Source organism: Stenotrophomonas sp. 115C5 (genome assembly GCF_056861055.1).
In genome coordinates this window covers 239,465-253,011 of the sequence record NZ_JBSPUQ010000003.1, presented here as the reverse complement: position 1 = coordinate 253,011, position 13,547 = coordinate 239,465, and the positions used below count along the sequence as shown (strand labels likewise).

The 13,547-nt window shown below is 65.6% G+C and carries 23 protein-coding genes and 1 tRNA gene; 22 read left to right on the top strand and 2 right to left on the bottom strand.

Annotated elements, in window-relative coordinates; all coding sequences use genetic code 11:
* Positions 1-216 precede the first annotated feature (216 nt).
* Complete coding sequence (locus AC13FN_RS06420; RefSeq protein ID WP_135273357.1) at positions 217-471, bottom strand: transcriptional regulator; 255 nt, start codon at positions 469-471, stop codon at positions 217-219.
* Between the two features lie 116 nt (positions 472-587).
* Here AC13FN_RS06420 and AC13FN_RS06415 point away from each other — a divergent pair, with 116 nt between their 5' ends.
* From AC13FN_RS06415 to AC13FN_RS06330, 18 genes are all read left to right on the top strand, one after another.
* On the top strand, positions 588-1,049 hold the full coding sequence (locus AC13FN_RS06415) for a hypothetical protein (RefSeq protein ID WP_253900843.1): 462 nt from the start codon (positions 588-590) through the stop codon (positions 1,047-1,049).
* A gap of 154 nt (positions 1,050-1,203) precedes the next feature.
* Positions 1,204-1,365, top strand: coding sequence for a hypothetical protein (locus AC13FN_RS06410; RefSeq protein WP_157805986.1), 162 nt, complete (start codon positions 1,204-1,206; stop codon positions 1,363-1,365).
* 264 nt (positions 1,366-1,629) lie between these two features.
* Positions 1,630-1,980 (top strand): hypothetical protein, encoded by a 351-nt coding sequence (locus AC13FN_RS06405; RefSeq protein ID WP_482984807.1) that lies wholly within the window; start codon positions 1,630-1,632, stop codon positions 1,978-1,980.
* Positions 1,981-2,089: 109 nt separating this feature from the next.
* Complete coding sequence (locus AC13FN_RS06400; protein WP_482984808.1) at positions 2,090-2,239, top strand: hypothetical protein; 150 nt, start codon at positions 2,090-2,092, stop codon at positions 2,237-2,239.
* Between the two features lie 50 nt (positions 2,240-2,289).
* The gene (locus AC13FN_RS06395; protein WP_164158749.1) at positions 2,290-2,817 is read left to right on the top strand and encodes a hypothetical protein; all 528 of its coding nucleotides are present in this window, start codon (positions 2,290-2,292) and stop codon (positions 2,815-2,817) included.
* An 82-nt stretch (positions 2,818-2,899) separates the two neighbouring features.
* Positions 2,900-3,838 (top strand): hypothetical protein, encoded by a 939-nt coding sequence (locus tag AC13FN_RS06390; protein WP_482984809.1) that lies wholly within the window; start codon positions 2,900-2,902, stop codon positions 3,836-3,838.
* Between the two features lie 7 nt (positions 3,839-3,845).
* On the top strand, positions 3,846-4,808 hold the full coding sequence (gene bet, locus AC13FN_RS06385; RefSeq protein WP_054172907.1) for a phage recombination protein Bet: 963 nt from the start codon (positions 3,846-3,848) through the stop codon (positions 4,806-4,808).
* Positions 4,805-5,587 carry a lambda exonuclease family protein gene (locus AC13FN_RS06380; RefSeq protein WP_482984810.1) on the top strand — a complete coding sequence of 261 codons (783 nt, stop codon included), beginning with the start codon at positions 4,805-4,807 and terminating at the stop codon, positions 5,585-5,587. The genes bet and AC13FN_RS06380 overlap by 4 nt, the downstream gene beginning before the upstream one ends.
* Positions 5,588-5,616: 29 nt before the next feature.
* On the top strand, positions 5,617-5,901 hold the full coding sequence (locus AC13FN_RS06375) for a hypothetical protein (RefSeq protein ID WP_228756390.1): 285 nt from the start codon (positions 5,617-5,619) through the stop codon (positions 5,899-5,901).
* On the top strand, positions 5,898-6,119 hold the full coding sequence (locus AC13FN_RS06370) for a hypothetical protein (protein WP_482984811.1): 222 nt from the start codon (positions 5,898-5,900) through the stop codon (positions 6,117-6,119). Before AC13FN_RS06375 ends, AC13FN_RS06370 begins: the two co-directional genes overlap by 4 nt.
* Positions 6,116-6,976: a hypothetical protein gene (locus AC13FN_RS06365; protein WP_482984812.1), complete on the top strand. Its 861-nt coding sequence runs from the start codon at positions 6,116-6,118 to the stop codon at positions 6,974-6,976. The genes AC13FN_RS06370 and AC13FN_RS06365 overlap by 4 nt, the downstream gene beginning before the upstream one ends.
* Positions 6,976-7,269, top strand: a complete 294-nt coding sequence (locus AC13FN_RS06360) for a hypothetical protein (RefSeq protein ID WP_482984813.1) — start codon at positions 6,976-6,978, stop codon at positions 7,267-7,269. The genes AC13FN_RS06365 and AC13FN_RS06360 overlap by 1 nt, the downstream gene beginning before the upstream one ends.
* Entirely contained in the window at positions 7,266-8,012 is a 747-nt protein-coding gene (locus AC13FN_RS06355; RefSeq protein ID WP_482984814.1) for a hypothetical protein, read from the top strand. The genes AC13FN_RS06360 and AC13FN_RS06355 overlap by 4 nt, the downstream gene beginning before the upstream one ends.
* Complete coding sequence (locus AC13FN_RS06350) at positions 8,009-8,224, top strand: hypothetical protein (RefSeq protein WP_482984815.1); 216 nt, start codon at positions 8,009-8,011, stop codon at positions 8,222-8,224. Before AC13FN_RS06355 ends, AC13FN_RS06350 begins: the two co-directional genes overlap by 4 nt.
* Positions 8,217-8,369, top strand: a complete 153-nt coding sequence (locus tag AC13FN_RS06345) for a hypothetical protein (protein WP_482984816.1) — start codon at positions 8,217-8,219, stop codon at positions 8,367-8,369. Before AC13FN_RS06350 ends, AC13FN_RS06345 begins: the two co-directional genes overlap by 8 nt.
* Complete coding sequence (locus tag AC13FN_RS06340) at positions 8,362-9,081, top strand: hypothetical protein (protein WP_235646619.1); 720 nt, start codon at positions 8,362-8,364, stop codon at positions 9,079-9,081. Before AC13FN_RS06345 ends, AC13FN_RS06340 begins: the two co-directional genes overlap by 8 nt.
* A gap of 55 nt (positions 9,082-9,136) precedes the next feature.
* A complete protein-coding gene (locus tag AC13FN_RS06335; RefSeq protein WP_482984817.1) occupies positions 9,137-9,472 on the top strand; it encodes a hypothetical protein in 336 nt (111 codons plus the stop codon).
* Positions 9,473-9,480: 8 nt separating this feature from the next.
* Positions 9,481-10,320: a tyrosine-type recombinase/integrase gene (locus tag AC13FN_RS06330; protein WP_468011102.1), complete on the top strand. Its 840-nt coding sequence runs from the start codon at positions 9,481-9,483 to the stop codon at positions 10,318-10,320.
* Between the two features lie 93 nt (positions 10,321-10,413).
* Here the strand turns inward: AC13FN_RS06330 and AC13FN_RS06325 are convergent.
* Positions 10,414-10,490, bottom strand: a tRNA-Arg gene (locus AC13FN_RS06325).
* Between the two features lie 118 nt (positions 10,491-10,608).
* Between AC13FN_RS06325 and AC13FN_RS06320 the strand changes: the two genes are divergently transcribed.
* The 4 genes from AC13FN_RS06320 to AC13FN_RS06305 all read left to right on the top strand — a co-directional run bounded on the left by AC13FN_RS06320 (position 10,609) and on the right by AC13FN_RS06305 (position 13,546).
* Positions 10,609-11,256, top strand: coding sequence for a phosphatase PAP2 family protein (locus AC13FN_RS06320; protein WP_049436340.1), 648 nt, complete (start codon positions 10,609-10,611; stop codon positions 11,254-11,256).
* A 73-nt stretch (positions 11,257-11,329) separates the two neighbouring features.
* A complete protein-coding gene (locus tag AC13FN_RS06315; protein ID WP_482984818.1) occupies positions 11,330-11,671 on the top strand; it encodes a hypothetical protein in 342 nt (113 codons plus the stop codon).
* Positions 11,672-11,787: 116 nt separating this feature from the next.
* Entirely contained in the window at positions 11,788-12,861 is a 1,074-nt protein-coding gene (locus tag AC13FN_RS06310; protein WP_019338478.1) for a polysaccharide biosynthesis/export family protein, read from the top strand.
* Between the two features lie 61 nt (positions 12,862-12,922).
* The gene (locus AC13FN_RS06305) at positions 12,923-13,546 is read left to right on the top strand and encodes a YjbF family lipoprotein (RefSeq protein WP_197644936.1); all 624 of its coding nucleotides are present in this window, start codon (positions 12,923-12,925) and stop codon (positions 13,544-13,546) included.
* The last annotated feature ends 1 nt before the right edge of the window (position 13,547 follow it).

Here is a 13,547-nt window from a genome sequence, read left to right as displayed (position 1 = left end):
CACCACAACGGAAGGCCCCGATGCCCGGTTCACTGCGGAATGCCCACGGAAACGTCGTCCAGATGATCTGGACCGGTGGGCGGTGCTTTGCCCTCGTAAGGGCGGGTGGAAAGACCCACGTGCGACCGCTGAAGCGGAAGAAGCGCGAGCCGATGGCGGCCGGTGCGGTGGGCGTGGTTGTGCCCTTCCCCACCAGGCCGGTGTGAGGTGGCCATGTCAGGCAGCCGAATCGGTGGGTTCATTGGCCGGCGCCGGACCGAAGACGTCGGGGCGCAGTTCGCTGCGGTTGACCCGCCCCCGGGTGGCGCGGTGGATCTCGTTTGCAAGCTTCGGACTGGGCTGCTTGTTCCCCAGCGCGATCTGGTAGAGCGTTCCAACGCTGCAGTTGGCCTTTTGGGCAACCGAAACCAGAACCGGGCACTTCAGCGTGCCGGTTCCCCCTTTGCTGGTGGCGTAGTTGGTCAGGTTCATGCGCCGCACATTACCGTTTTGGTTATTGGCGGTCAATACCGTTTCGGTCATTCCCCCGCAGGTCGTCGCTTGTGACCATTACCCCTATGGACGCAAGCACTGCCCGAACCGAAAACATGCGCCGTCTGGTCAATCAGGCGGGAGGCCCAGCCGAATGGGCGCGCCAGTACGGCGGCAGCCGCTGGGCGCAGCCGCAGGTCAGCCAATGGATCTCCGAAGGGGCTCCAAAGGGCATAGGAGGAAGGTTGGCCCGTGACCTGGAGGCTGCCATGGGCCTTGTCCACGGCGAACTGGATCGCCCACCCGCTTCAGCGTCTCAGTCTGTGGGAATAGACGTGGCTACGCTCCGTTCCGCCCATCGGCTACTGCAGCTAGTGGCGGAAATCAGGGGAGAACCACCTGTCCCAGACATCAATGTGGTCGCACTGGCCGTCGCCTATGAGACGGTCAGTGCGGAAGCGGCTGCTCTGGATGACAGCAACGTTCTCGACTTCATGCGGGCCTTCGTGGCACGGCTGGAAAAGGCAAAGGGAGCGAATGATGGCTTTGAGCGAAGAACGGTTGAGGGAGCTGGCTAGCCGGATGGCGAAGGCGATGGGGTCCGAGGTAGGTAGCGATCGGCCTAAGCTTCGCCTGGTAAAACCACAACCTCCCCCGCGCGGCATGGATGACCTGATGCGGGAGTCGCATTGCAAGATGATCAGACACTTCCGGCGACGCTGGGGGTACCCCATGCAGATGATCATCGACCAGGCAGTGTTTGGCCTTGCGGGTATCGAGCAGCTCGATGATGAAGCGCTGATCCAGCTGCACAAGGATATGGAGCGCGCGCAGGAGTGCATGCTGGACGGTGTCAGCTTTGAGGACGCTGGACTGCTCCGCTATCGCTACTGAAGTTTCCCCCTGATCTTCCACCGGAACCCCGCCAGCGCGGGGTTCTTTGCGTTTGGGCCCACCAACCCGAACCGGTCGCAAAAAAATTACCGTTTCGGTATTGACCGTCGATAACCGTTTCGGTAATGTTGCCCCGTCGGCCCACCCGGGCCATCCAAGACGGGGTCCACCATGGCAGAAGCACTTCTCTACCTGATCGCCTGGGCAGCGCTGGTTGCCAGCGCGGTGCTGCGCTATCGCCGCCAGTGTGGGCAGGGCTGAGCCATGGCCTTCCACACTCCCTCCGACCGGGCACGTAGCGCCCAGCGCAACTGGGACGACCAGGAAGATCCATGCCTTGAACAGGAGTACCGCGCCGAGCAGGCCGCGGACCTGGCCAAGGCCTATCGCACCGACCCGGCGAAGCTGCGCGAGGCCGAGGAATTGACGGCCGGCACCTTCAGCGGCACCCACTACACCGAGGTGTCGCTGGCGCTGCACCGGCTGCACCACACGGACCCGGCCGACCTGATGGGTTCGGGCGTGCTGCAGGACCTGTACCGGCTCGCCCGTGACGAGGCCGCCGCGATCGACGCGCAGCTGCTGGAAATGGCGCTGCAGCAGGTGGCCGCATGACCGCCGCCGAACGCGAAACTCGCCACCACGTGGTGGCCACTGTCGTCACGAATGCCCTGTCGTTCTGCCTGAGCGTGCTGGCCGCTGTGCTGCTGCAGGCGGTGCTTTCGTGAGCCGCCGTCTCCGCATTGCCTGGGCCGCAGTCGCGCTGTTCGCCGCCATCGTCGTGCCGCTGCGCATCGCAGAGATCCACCAGGCCCACGTCGATCGTGACGCTGCCAAAGCCAGCTGGGCTGCCACCAGCAGCGTGCGCGGCTGATCCGCTCCCCTTTCCCGCCGGCGCCGCCGGCACTACGAGAGGCACCACCGATGTTCGAACTGCGCGATGCGACCGCCAAGGTCGCCAACTTCAACCCCCGTGCGGAGAAGCACGGCGACGAAAACAAGCTGGCCGGCGACCTGAAGCTGGTCGTAGCCGTCAGCAGCAGCGTGCTGGACTACTTCCAGAAGGGTCTGCGCCAGGCCCTGTATCGCAAGGCTACGCAGGGCGAGCAGCAGGACTTGATCGAGGGCGGCGACGGCCTGACGGCGGTCAAGTTTCCGAAGCTGGGCGCGCTGCCGTGGGACGAAGAGTACCCGGGCTATTCCCTGCTGATCGGCAGCGGCCTTGGGCTGTCCGAGCCGCTGGTTATCAGCGACGTCACCCTGAAGAAGCTGTCCTTCGAACCCCTGGAAGGCGGAACGCTGCAGCTGACCTTCAGCGCCGTGTTCCACCCGACCAAGGCCGAAGCCGGTGCCTTGTGCGAGCAGATCAAGAACGAGGTGCAGCTGACCCTCGTTTCGCCGCTCAACACCAGCAAGGGCGACAAGCCCGTGCAGGAAGACCTCGCCGCGTAACGCATTCCCCCGCCCTCACGGGCCCCGCGCCGGCCGGGATTCCACGACGCCGGCACCTATTCCACTCGACAAAGGAACTGCCATGTCCGAAGCCCTGATCCCGCTCGAATCTGTAAACGCCGTCGAGGTCTTCACCGGCGGCGGACTGGACGACCTGCTGGCCCGCATCCGCGCCGAGGCCGTCACCCTGGTGCCGAACGTCAAGACCGTGGCCGGCCGCAAGGAAATCGCCTCGATCGCCTACAAGGTGTCGCGCTCCAAGACGGCCATTGATGACGCCGGCAAGGCGCTGGTGGCTGACCTGAAGAAGCAGACCGGCGACATCGACTCCGCCCGCAAGAAGGCCCGCGACACCTTGGACGCGCTGCGCGACGAGGTACGCAAGCCGCTGACCGACTGGGAGGCCGAACAGGAGCGCATCGAGCGCGAACGCGTGGAGGCCGAGGAACGCGCCCGCGCCGAGGCCGAAGCGGCGCGCCTGGCGGATATCGCCCGTCGGGAAGAAGAGATCCGAGCCCGCGAGGAAGCCGTGCGGGTCGCTGAGGAGGCCGAGCGCCAACGCGTCGCCGCCGAGAATGCCGAGCGTGAGCGCGTCCAGCGTGAGGCCCGCCTGCAGGCCGAGGCCGCCGAGAACGCGAAGCGCGAGGCAACTGCCGCCATCGAGCGCGCCGAACGTGAGGCCCGTGAAGCTAACGAGCGCGCAGCCCGTGAGGCAGCCGAAGCCGAGCAGCGCGCCAAGGACGCAGCAGCGCGTGCCGAACGCGAAAAGGCCGAGGCCGTCGCTGCTGCGGAGCGCCGCGCCAAAGAAGAGGCCGACCGCGCCGAGCGCGAACGCCAGGCCAAGGCCGATGCGCAGCGCCGTGAGGACGAAGCACGCGCCGCCGACATCGAACACCGCCGCTTGATCAACCGCGCCGCCGTCGCCGCCCTGGTCGCCCTGGGCATCGAAGACGAAATCGCCGCCGCCGTCATCACCGCCATCGTGCAGGGCAAGGTCCCGGCCGTGGCCATCCGCTACTGAGGCACCCATGAACCAGATGACCACCCGCGCCGCTGCCGGCGCCCTGATGACCAGCGAGCAGGCCGAAGCCATCCGCGGCGCGTTGAAGTCGAGCCTGTACCCGGGCGCCAGTGATGCGTCCATCGACATGGTGCTGAGCTACTGCCAGGCGGCCGGGCTCGACCCGATGACCAAGCCGGTGCACATCGTGCCGATGAAGGTGAAGATCGGCGAGAACCCCGACGGAAGCGCCGTCAACGGCATGCGCGACGTGGTCATGCCCGGCATCGGCCTGTACCGCATCAACGCTTCCCGCACCGGCCAGTACGCTGGCTGCAGCGAACCCGAGTTCGGACCGACCTGCACCATGGAATCCGTGCGTGACGTCTGGTCCAACGGCCCAAATGGCCGCAGGCAGAAGACGCAGCAGCCGTTCCAGCTCCACTATCCGGAGTGGTGTCGCGTCACGGTCCGCAAGCTGCTCGGTAACCAGGTGGTGGAGTTCTCCGCCAAGGAATACTGGCTGGAGAACTACGCGTCCAAGAGCGATGGCAGTCCCAACGCCATGTGGGAGAAGCGCGCCTTCGGCCAGCTCGCGAAGTGTGCCGAGGCCCAGGCGCTGCGCAAGGCGTTCCCGGAAGCGGTCGGCTCCCAGCCAACCGCCGAGGAAATGGAAGGCAAGGACATCATCGATGCCGAATCCGTGCGCGCTGATCGCCGCCCCTCCACCGCTGGCGCCATCACCCGCCAGCAGCAGGCCGAGCCGCAAGACACCCCGGAACGCCAGGCACTGTACGCCAGCCTGAAGGATTTTGCCGACTGCGGAATGGAGGAATACGAGGGCGCCTGGGGCCGCCTGACCAAGGAGCAGCGACAGCTGATCGGCAGCGCGGGCCACGAAACGCTGAAGGGCATCGCCGAACGCGCCAGCGCCACCGTAGTCGAAGAAGGCGACCAGCAGACCGCAGCCGATGAAGAGGTGCCGCTGTGATCGTCATCGGGTGCGACCAGGGCAGCGAGGCGTGGCACCGCGCCCGCGCCGGCATCATCACGGCCAGCATGTTCGCCACCGCGCGCTCGCGCGTGGGCGAGCTGACCGACCAGCAGCGCACCTACGTGGATGCGGTGCTGTCCGGCCTGGCCGAGAAAACTGCCATGGAGCGCGCAGGCTACAAGGCCGTGCCGCGCTCGGCCATCATCGAGAAGGCCATCGCCGGCGAGCCCATCGGCGACTTCAGCGAAGCGTCGAAGAACTACGCCTTCCGGCTGGCCATCGAGCGCATCAGTGGCGAGCCGCTGGACGAAGGCTTCGAGACGTTTGCCATGCGCCGGGGCCACGAGCTGGAGCCGGAGGCCCGCGCCGAGCATGAGGTGCAGTCCGGCCTGCTGGTGAAGCGCGCTGGGTTCGTACTGAGCGAGTGCGGCGACTACGGCTGCTCGGCCGACGGCTTCATCGGCGAGGACGGCGGCAGCGAATACAAGTGCTTCATCAACCCGGAGAAGCTGCGCGCGTTCCACATCGACAACGATGCGAGCGAGGTGTTCGAACAGGCCCAGGGCTGCATGTGGCTGACCGACCGGCAGTGGTGGCACATCGGCCTGTATTGCCCGGCGCTCGCCTCCGTGGGCAAGCAGCTGTGGTGGCGCCGCTTCGAGCGCGACGAGGCGTTCATCGCCAAGCTGCGCACCGACCTTGAACCGTTCCGGCAGATGGTCCTGGGCTTCGAGCGCAGCCTGCGCGCTGGCGATCACCAGCAGGTGGCAGCGTGAGCGGCCGGCGCGCAGGGGTGAAGGCTGCCATGCGGAAGCCGATCCCGCCGAACGCCACCGCCCGCGACCTGGTGCGCCGATACGTGCACGAAGACGGGAAGAGCCTGGGCGCGCTGTCCACCGCGTGGGGCTGCAAGCCCTTCAGTGTGTGGCGCGTCTTCCAGCGCACTGACCGGCCGCTGCAACCGCACCACGTCGAGGGCGCCATCACCGCGCTGCAGCTGGACGAGTTCGACGCCAACGAGCTGCGGCTGCGTGCGGCGCGCGAGGCCGGCTGGAAGATCGACCCGTTCTACCTGGGGACTGAAGCATGAAGACCTGCACGAAGTGCGCGGCCCGGCTGCCGCTGCGGTTCTTCGCCCTGATCAACGGCAAGGCCACCGCCGCGTGCGCGCCCTGCCGGAACACCGAGCGCCGCCTGCACGACCCTCTGCGTCCCCTGCGCCGCGACCCGCTGCAGGTGCGCCTGAACAACCTCACCAACCTGTGGCACGGGCCAGTGCGCCGCGTGCCTCTTCGGAGCCACGCATGAAGATCCAGCAGATTGCCCCGTGCAACAAGGTGACCAGCTGTAAGACGGACCCCAAGTATTACGCGCCGTCGACCAGCTACGGCAGCGCCTGCCCGACCCGTACAGCTGCCATCGCCCTGCAGAAGTTGGAACAGGCCTACGCCGAAGACAAGGCAACCCATGAAGCGAACCTACCCGCGATGGCGGCCAACCAGGAGATCATCGAACGGGTAACAGCGCTGATGGCCGAGATCGGAATGCCGTCGCGCTTCAGCGAACGTGATTTGCGCTCCCGATCCCGTTACCCGAAATCGATCACGCACGACGCCGGCTACCTGACCGATCTACGCAGGGAGGTGAAGACGAGCGACGGGTGGGACCATGCCCAAGCAACCTACGGGCGTTTGCTGGCCGACTACCGCCGGTTCGAAGCGGAAGCAGCGAAGCAGAAGGAGCAGGCTGACCGCCACAAGGAAAGGGAGCACAACCGACTGATCGAGCAGCGCAAGGCTGATATGGCTCTGGCCGCGATGCTGATCCGGTATGAGCTTCCTATCGATGCGTCATGGGAGGACGTGCTGGAAGCCTTGCGGGGTCGTGACAAGCGCCTCGATCTGGCTGTGGCCATGCGGCAGACACGCGGAGATTGGAGCGAAGGCCCCTACCGAGTGCGCTATGCACTCGATCGGTTCTCCGTCGAAACCGACGAGGACAAGGCCATTGCCAACGACGTGCTGGATTGTCTGCGCGACTTCGATGACGGCCGTGTGTTCCGCGACACGACCTGGAACTACGACGTTCTGTTCGCCAGCGTTGCCGACCAGCAGCTATCGGCGGACGTGCAGACCGCCTTGGACAACGCACGGGACACCTACTGATGACCTACCACCGCTACGACCGCCGGCTGCCGAAGCGCACCGAGGGCTTCGCCTGGGGCCGATCCATCGACCGCGTCATGGGTGGCCATGTCCTCACCTACCGCCTGTTCCGCCGCGACCTGAAGGGCGCGCTGCACATCAGCATGCGGCAGTTCGCCCTGACCGATCACCGCCGCTTTATCGCCATGGCGCTGCGCCAGATGCGCAAAGACCTGGCCGCGAAGGTCGACGCCATCGGATACGCCCTCATCGAGGCCGAACAGGCCACCACTCAGCTGCAGGAGGTTGCATGAACACCACGATGGCAGACGGAGCAGAGCAGCGCCTAGACGCACAGATCGCCGAAGCGCTCTTCGGCCAGCCGGGCATGAGCAAGATGGACGTAGCCAACCGCGTGCGCGAGCTGCGCGGGGATGGGCCGGCGCTGCTGGGGCAGCGGGAGTTGGGCCTGGCGGATGCTCTGCTGCGGGAAGTCTGCGCGCAGCTTGCATCCCTGGACTGCGGCGCTTGCATCGGAAGCCATGCACCGATGGAGGATCTGCACGGCCGCATCGCGCAGCACCTCGCCGCCCAGCCCTCCCCGGGTGGTCAGGGGGATGCACACGATATAGAAGACCCGTGCGATGTGATTACCCGTGCAGCTCAGAAGCTATCGGCAGCAGGACAGCCGCGCATAGCCGATCGTCTCGTTAGGGCACGGACAGAGGTGGAAAGGCTGCAAGCGGCGTATCTCGCCACCCGCCAGCCGGTGGGGCAGGAGCCGGTAGGCTACGCCACGTTCCGCGATGGCCGATTCGGTAGTTTGCTGTTCCAGACCCGCGCCATGGCTGAGTCGCACGACAGCGCCGCGGTTGCTGGTGGCCCCGGCAATGCGGAAATCGTGCCGCTGTACCGCCCGCCCGCGCAAGCCGTGGACCTGGAACGCTTCCGTCCGGCCGTGATGACTTCGCTCGGTCTGTCCTCTCCAAACAGCACCGAGCTGGAGACGCTGCGCGAGCTGCTGGCCCTGATCGACGGCAAGGCGGTGGGCAAATGAGCCGGTTCTTCGCCGCCGATGGCCGAGCAATGATGCGATGCGACCACAGCGCATGCACCGTTTCGGTTGCAGTTTCCAATGCCGGGACGCTCGGCTGGGACTGGTTTACCGGCTGGCTCCCGGATACGCGCCACTTCTGCAAGAAGCACGCGTCCAGCGAGCAGCGAAACGCCGAGTTCGCACGCAGCCGCGAGGCCACCGCCCATGGCTGACCAGCTGCTCACCGCTGCAATGGTCCACCTGCTCGCCCTGGTTGGGATCCTGCTGGTGCTGGGCGCCCTCTGGCTCGCGCTGCAGGGCTACCGCGCCGCGCGCGCAGGGCTGCGCTGGTGCTGGCGGAGGCGCGCTCATGGCTGATCTGCTGCCCATCCTCGTGGCCTGCGAGTACAGCGACACCGTGGCGTCGGCGTTCCGCGCCTTCGGCTTCGATGCCTACTCGTGCGATTTGCGCCCCAGCGAGGGCGACCCGCGCTGGCACATCCAGGACGACGTACGGAACCACCTGCAGGCCGGCCGCTGGCTGGCGATGGTGGCCCACCCTTACTGCACCTTCAACACGTTGGCCGGCATCCGCTGGATGTACCACCCCGACGACACTGCGCTGCCGCAGCCCGATCGTCGCCGGCACCCGAAGTACCCGAATAGGATGCGCGACTTCTTGGAGGGAGCGCTGCTGTTCGCCGACCTGATGGCCGCGCCGATCGAATTCATCGGCAACGAGAACTCGAAGCCGCACGGGCTGGCCATGAGCGTTCTGGGCCGACCGACGCAGACCGTGCAGCCCTACGACTTCGGCAGCCCATTCACCAAGGGCGCCACGCTCTGGCTGAAGAATCTGCCGGCGCTGGTGCCCACCCACACGAAGGCGCAGGTGATCGCGCAGCACGGGAAGATCGAGGCCCGTTGCCACCTGATGCCACCAGGCCCCGACCGCGAGAAGGAGCGCTCGCGCTTCGATCCCGCGATTGCCGCGGCGATGGCCCAGCAGTGGGGGGGGCACATCCTCGAAACGAAGGCAGCAGGCCGAACGCAGGTAACGATGCCTGCCGATCTGTTTGCAGCCGCATGAACACCGCCACCGAGCAGCTGCGCGCTGCGCTGGCCACGAACTGAAGGAGAACCCGATGGGAGCTGCTGAAAAGCTGGACATCGTCGGCAAGGACTGGCTGACCGTGGACGAGGCCGCGCACTACTGCGGCGTTTCCCGAAGCCAGTTCGATTCGAACATCGCCGACTACGGCGTCGAACCCCGAAATTTCATGGGCAAGAAACTCTACGAGAAGGCCGCCCTCTACTCTGCAATCTACGGCTCCAGACAATGGTCAAAGTCACAATCTTCTGGCGGGACGGCGCCGCGTACCTCAACTGGCGGGAAGGCGGCAAGCGAAGCCGTGTCACCATTGGTCGCGTCAGCCCACGCGAAGCTGAGGGCATACGAGCAGCGAAAGAAGCGGAACTGACCCATGGGGTGCGCATCCTCCCCCGGCTGCCAACTGTCAGGGAGTTCCTGGAGGCGTACCTTGACTGGTACAAGGCGGAGCACCCGACCACACACGGCAAAGCAAAGAGCGAGGTCCGGCTGTTCATTGCCCGCTTCGGCCACCGACCGATCGACACCCTGCGACCGATGGAAATGGAGTCCTACAAGACGGACCGCCTGACCAAGGACAAGGTGGCCCCGGAAACCGTAGGCAAGGAAGTGCGCAGGCTGCAGGCCGCATTCCGGCGTGGCGTGAAGTGGAAGGAACTGGACTTCAACCCGCTGGAGGAAACTCAGGCGCCGCGCGGGGTCCGTAGCGTGGCCGTCCGATTCTACGACCGGGCCGCGATGCGCAAGCTGTACCGTGCAAACCCCGGTCGGGCGCCCCTGTGGCTGTTCATGGCACACACGGGGCTTCGCCGCGGCGAGTTGGTTGGGCTGGGCAAGGATTCGGTGACCGGGCGCAAACTCAGGGTCGAGAGCGAGCCAGACGAAGATGGCCAAGGGCGCACCAAGTCGGGCAAGTGGCGCGAGGTGCCGCTGAACCGGTATGCGCGCTGGGCGCTGCGCCACCTACCCGATCCGCTGGTGGCCGTGCACAAGGACACCGTGTCGGACTGGTTTGCCTCAGATGCCAAGCGGGCGGGGATCGGCGGCAGCCTGCATCGGCTACGGCACACCTTCTGCGCGCATATGGTCATGGCCGGGGTGCCGTTGCGACGAGTGCAGATCCTGGCCGGGCACGCTGATTACGCCACGACCGAGAAATACTATGCCCATCTGACGCCTGAAGGCGACGATGGCGCAGTGGCGAAGCTCAGGTACTGATCCGCGCCGCTGGGACCACTGGGACCAAATCCTGTGGATATGCGGGAAACAGTGGGAAATGCCCGCCGCTGCGGCTGCCTAACTTATTGATTGTGGTGACCCCGGCCCGATTCGAACGGGCGACCTTCCCCTTAGGAGGGGGACGCTCTATCCAGCTGAGCTACGGGGCCATTGGCAGCGGCAAAGGATACCTCGTCTGGCTGAATGGACCAAGCGCGGGGCGTTCTGCAGGACGTCCAGCACCAGTATTCTGTGCACATCCACCCGCTGCACTTATACCGTCGCCGCATGATGACCTTCTGGGAGAGCCTGTCTGCGCTCGGCGACAGCCGCGCCTTGTTTCCGCTTGCCACTGTACTCGCCTTGTTCCTGCCAACCTCTCACCGCCACCTGCTGTGGCGCTGGGCAACGGCAATCATTGTAGTCGCCGCGACCACGCTGGCGAGCAAGATCGCCTTCATGGGCTGGGGTTTCGGCTTGGAGTATCTGAATTTCACCGGCATCTCCGGGCACGCCGCCATGTCCAGCACGCTCTATCCCGTAGCCTTCTGGCTGCTGGCCAGCGGCCGCAGTCGCCACCTTCGGGCCTGGGCCGTCGCGGGCGCAGGGCTAGCACTTGCGATCGGCTGCTCTCGACTGCCATTGCGAGCCCACTCTCCATCCGAGATCATCATAGGAATCAGCCTCGGCGTGGCTGCGTCGGCCTGGGTGCTGCGTGACGGGCAGACGCTGGGCTATATCCTGGCCGTGCATGGCCGCGCCGCGTTGCTGGCCATTGCCGCCGCAATGACCACACCGATATTGCTCGCAGACCTGCACACCCATGACCTCGTGAAGGCCGCGGCGAAGACACTGTCCGGCCGCGCGCAAGCGTTCGAACGCCAGGATCTACGTGGCCATTCGTCACCTGTCAAAGGCCATCATTGGGCACAGTAATCATAAATCTTGACAGCAGGGGTTCATCCGCAGAACATGTGAAAGGAATTTTCCCTGACGGAGCAGGCCTCCCATGTTCAAGAAGACGATCGCAGTTGTGGCACTGGCGGCCCTGTCCGCCTCCCCGATGATGAGTTTCGCGCAGGAAGCGCAGGCTACGGCTGGCTCTGGGGCTACCGCGACTGAAGTCGCAGGCGCAGAAGCTGCAGGCATCTCGTCGGCTGCCGTGGTCGGCACCACCGTGATTGCAGTCGCGGCGGCGGCTGTTGCTTACAGCATCGGCGGCGACAGCACCAGCGGCAGCAATGACGGCGGCAGCGGCACCGATCCGGGCGGCCCGGGTCCGGGCGGCCCAGGCACCGGCGGTACGGGCGGCACCGGTGGTACGGGCGGCACCGGCGGCACCGGCGGCTGATCAGCGCACCGCGTACCACTCAGGCCCTCGCCGGGCGCGGCCCGGCGGGGGTTTTTTATGCCTGCCAGACTCTCATTCCCATGAATAACATCACCCCTCGCCTTCTTGCCGCTGCGTTGACCGCACTGGCACTGTCCAGCTGTGCGCTTGCGCCGGGACAGCACCTGCGCCGCAGCGACGTCGCCGTTGACCGCAAGAGCGGCGATGGTCAGCTGGAAATCGTCACCATCACGCCGAAGCTGATCGCGCAGGAAAACGCCGCGCGTACGCAGAATTCACTGCCGGCTGCATTGTTCGATTACCAGCCGGCACCGTACACGGTCGGCGCCGGCGACATTCTCTATGTCACCGTATGGGATCACCCGGAACTGACCGTGCCGGCCGGTCCCCAGCAGCAAGGTGCTCTGGCAGGGCGCCTTGTGCAGAGTGACGGCACGATGTTCTACCCATACATCGGCAAGGTCACAGCTTCAGGCAAGACGCCGATGCAGCTCCGCGAGGAGATCAGCACCCGCCTGGCCAAGTACGTGGAATCGCCCCAAGTGGACGTATCCGTCCTCACCTATGGCAGCCAGCGGGTCTGGGTGACAGGCGCTGCCCAGCGATCCTCACCGATTGCTCTGGGCACCTCGCCGCTGACGCTGGCGGATGCGATCAGCCAGTCCGGACTGGACAACCAGCAGGCCGACTTGTCCGGCATCCAGCTCAGCCGGGAAGGCACCACTTACACGATCAATCTGGAAACCCTGGCCCGCGAGTTTGGCGGCCGCCAATTGCTCCTCAAGGATGGCGACTCCATCTTCGTCCCTTATCTGGATCGCAAAGAGATCTTCGTGGTGGGCGAAGTCAATCAGCCTGGCGCCTACAGCTTCCGTACGGGCGATGTCTCGCTGAACCAGGCACTGGGCCGTGCTCGCGGCCTGCTTCAACAGACCGCAAACGGCAACGCCGTGTATGTCATCCGCGGCAGCACGGACCTGCAGCAGGAGCCGTCGATGGTCTATCAGCTGGAGGCGCGCTCGCCGACCGCATTTGCTGCCGGCAGCCAGTTCCATCTGCAGCCGGGCGACGTGGTATTTGTCGGCGCAGCCGGCGTCAGCCGTTGGAACCGCTTCGTAAATCAGCTGCTGCCCTTCACCAATATCCTGTACAACGCGGCGCGTACCGGAACCGAAATCAAGGACAACTGACATGGCTCGCATGGATGCGGCTTGCCACTGCCCAGCACATCGGGCCCATGGCGCGGTGTTGATGGTCATCGTCGCCGCCCTGCTGCTCACCGGGTGCACCACCGGCAGCCGTTCCACAGTGGACACCTTCCGGCTGATCACCCATCGCCCGGCACAGGCGACCGCAGAAGGCGTGGCCAACAACCGCTTCCCACAGATGCAGGTAGAAACTCCTGACCTCACCGCAGTGGCGGTGTTGGGCTACATCGATGGAGGCCGCCAGCAGTGGTTCGCAGGCTCACATGCGGTGTTCGAAATGGACGCTCACGGCCTGCTGCTGGGTGGCAGCGGCCTGGGGCAGCAATGGCGTGCGCGTATCGATGGCCCTTCGCCGTTCGACGACCTGCGTACAGTGACCGCGCCCGTTACGGTGCAACGCCGCTATGACTGGGTTCCCGCCTACCAGGTCGACGTCGCCGTGACCGGCACACTGAGCAGGGGCGCACTGGAGCAGGTAGACATACTGGGTTCGCGTCGAACCCTGCAGCGGTTCGACGAGCGGCTACAGGGCGGCGGAATGAGTGGCCGCAATGTCTACTGGGCAGATCCGGTCACGGGCTTCATCTGGAAAAGCCGACAGCATCTGGCACCCGGCCGCGTCGCAGAACTGACCCAGCTCAAACCCTATCGCACGGCCAAGGATTGAG

Bases quoted from the DNA above. Each gene is read 5' to 3' on its own strand.
- AC13FN_RS06365 (WP_482984812.1), top strand. From the start codon at position 6,116: ATGAAGATCCAGCAGATTGCCCCGTGCAACAAGGTGACCAGCTGTAAG.
- AC13FN_RS06415 (WP_253900843.1), top strand. From the start codon at position 588: ATGCGCCGTCTGGTCAATCAGGCGGGAGGCCCAGCCGAATGGGCGCGC.
- bet (WP_054172907.1), top strand. From the start codon at position 3,846: ATGAACCAGATGACCACCCGCGCCGCTGCCGGCGCCCTGATGACCAGC.
- AC13FN_RS06420 (WP_135273357.1), bottom strand. From the start codon at position 471: ATGAACCTGACCAACTACGCCACCAGCAAAGGGGGAACCGGCACGCTG.
- AC13FN_RS06355 (WP_482984814.1), top strand. From the start codon at position 7,266: ATGAACACCACGATGGCAGACGGAGCAGAGCAGCGCCTAGACGCACAG.
- AC13FN_RS06395 (WP_164158749.1), top strand. From the start codon at position 2,290: ATGTTCGAACTGCGCGATGCGACCGCCAAGGTCGCCAACTTCAACCCC.
- AC13FN_RS06410 (WP_157805986.1), top strand. From the start codon at position 1,204: ATGCAGATGATCATCGACCAGGCAGTGTTTGGCCTTGCGGGTATCGAG.
- AC13FN_RS06340 (WP_235646619.1), top strand. From the start codon at position 8,362: ATGGCTGATCTGCTGCCCATCCTCGTGGCCTGCGAGTACAGCGACACC.
- AC13FN_RS06350 (WP_482984815.1), top strand. From the start codon at position 8,009: ATGAGCCGGTTCTTCGCCGCCGATGGCCGAGCAATGATGCGATGCGAC.
- AC13FN_RS06320 (WP_049436340.1), top strand. From the start codon at position 10,609: ATGATGACCTTCTGGGAGAGCCTGTCTGCGCTCGGCGACAGCCGCGCC.
- AC13FN_RS06360 (WP_482984813.1), top strand. From the start codon at position 6,976: ATGACCTACCACCGCTACGACCGCCGGCTGCCGAAGCGCACCGAGGGC.
- AC13FN_RS06405 (WP_482984807.1), top strand. From the start codon at position 1,630: ATGGCCTTCCACACTCCCTCCGACCGGGCACGTAGCGCCCAGCGCAAC.
- AC13FN_RS06305 (WP_197644936.1), top strand. From the start codon at position 12,923: ATGGTCATCGTCGCCGCCCTGCTGCTCACCGGGTGCACCACCGGCAGC.
- AC13FN_RS06335 (WP_482984817.1), top strand. From the start codon at position 9,137: ATGGGAGCTGCTGAAAAGCTGGACATCGTCGGCAAGGACTGGCTGACC.
- AC13FN_RS06375 (WP_228756390.1), top strand. From the start codon at position 5,617: ATGCGGAAGCCGATCCCGCCGAACGCCACCGCCCGCGACCTGGTGCGC.
- AC13FN_RS06315 (WP_482984818.1), top strand. From the start codon at position 11,330: ATGTTCAAGAAGACGATCGCAGTTGTGGCACTGGCGGCCCTGTCCGCC.
- AC13FN_RS06390 (WP_482984809.1), top strand. From the start codon at position 2,900: ATGTCCGAAGCCCTGATCCCGCTCGAATCTGTAAACGCCGTCGAGGTC.
- AC13FN_RS06345 (WP_482984816.1), top strand. From the start codon at position 8,217: ATGGCTGACCAGCTGCTCACCGCTGCAATGGTCCACCTGCTCGCCCTG.
- AC13FN_RS06370 (WP_482984811.1), top strand. From the start codon at position 5,898: ATGAAGACCTGCACGAAGTGCGCGGCCCGGCTGCCGCTGCGGTTCTTC.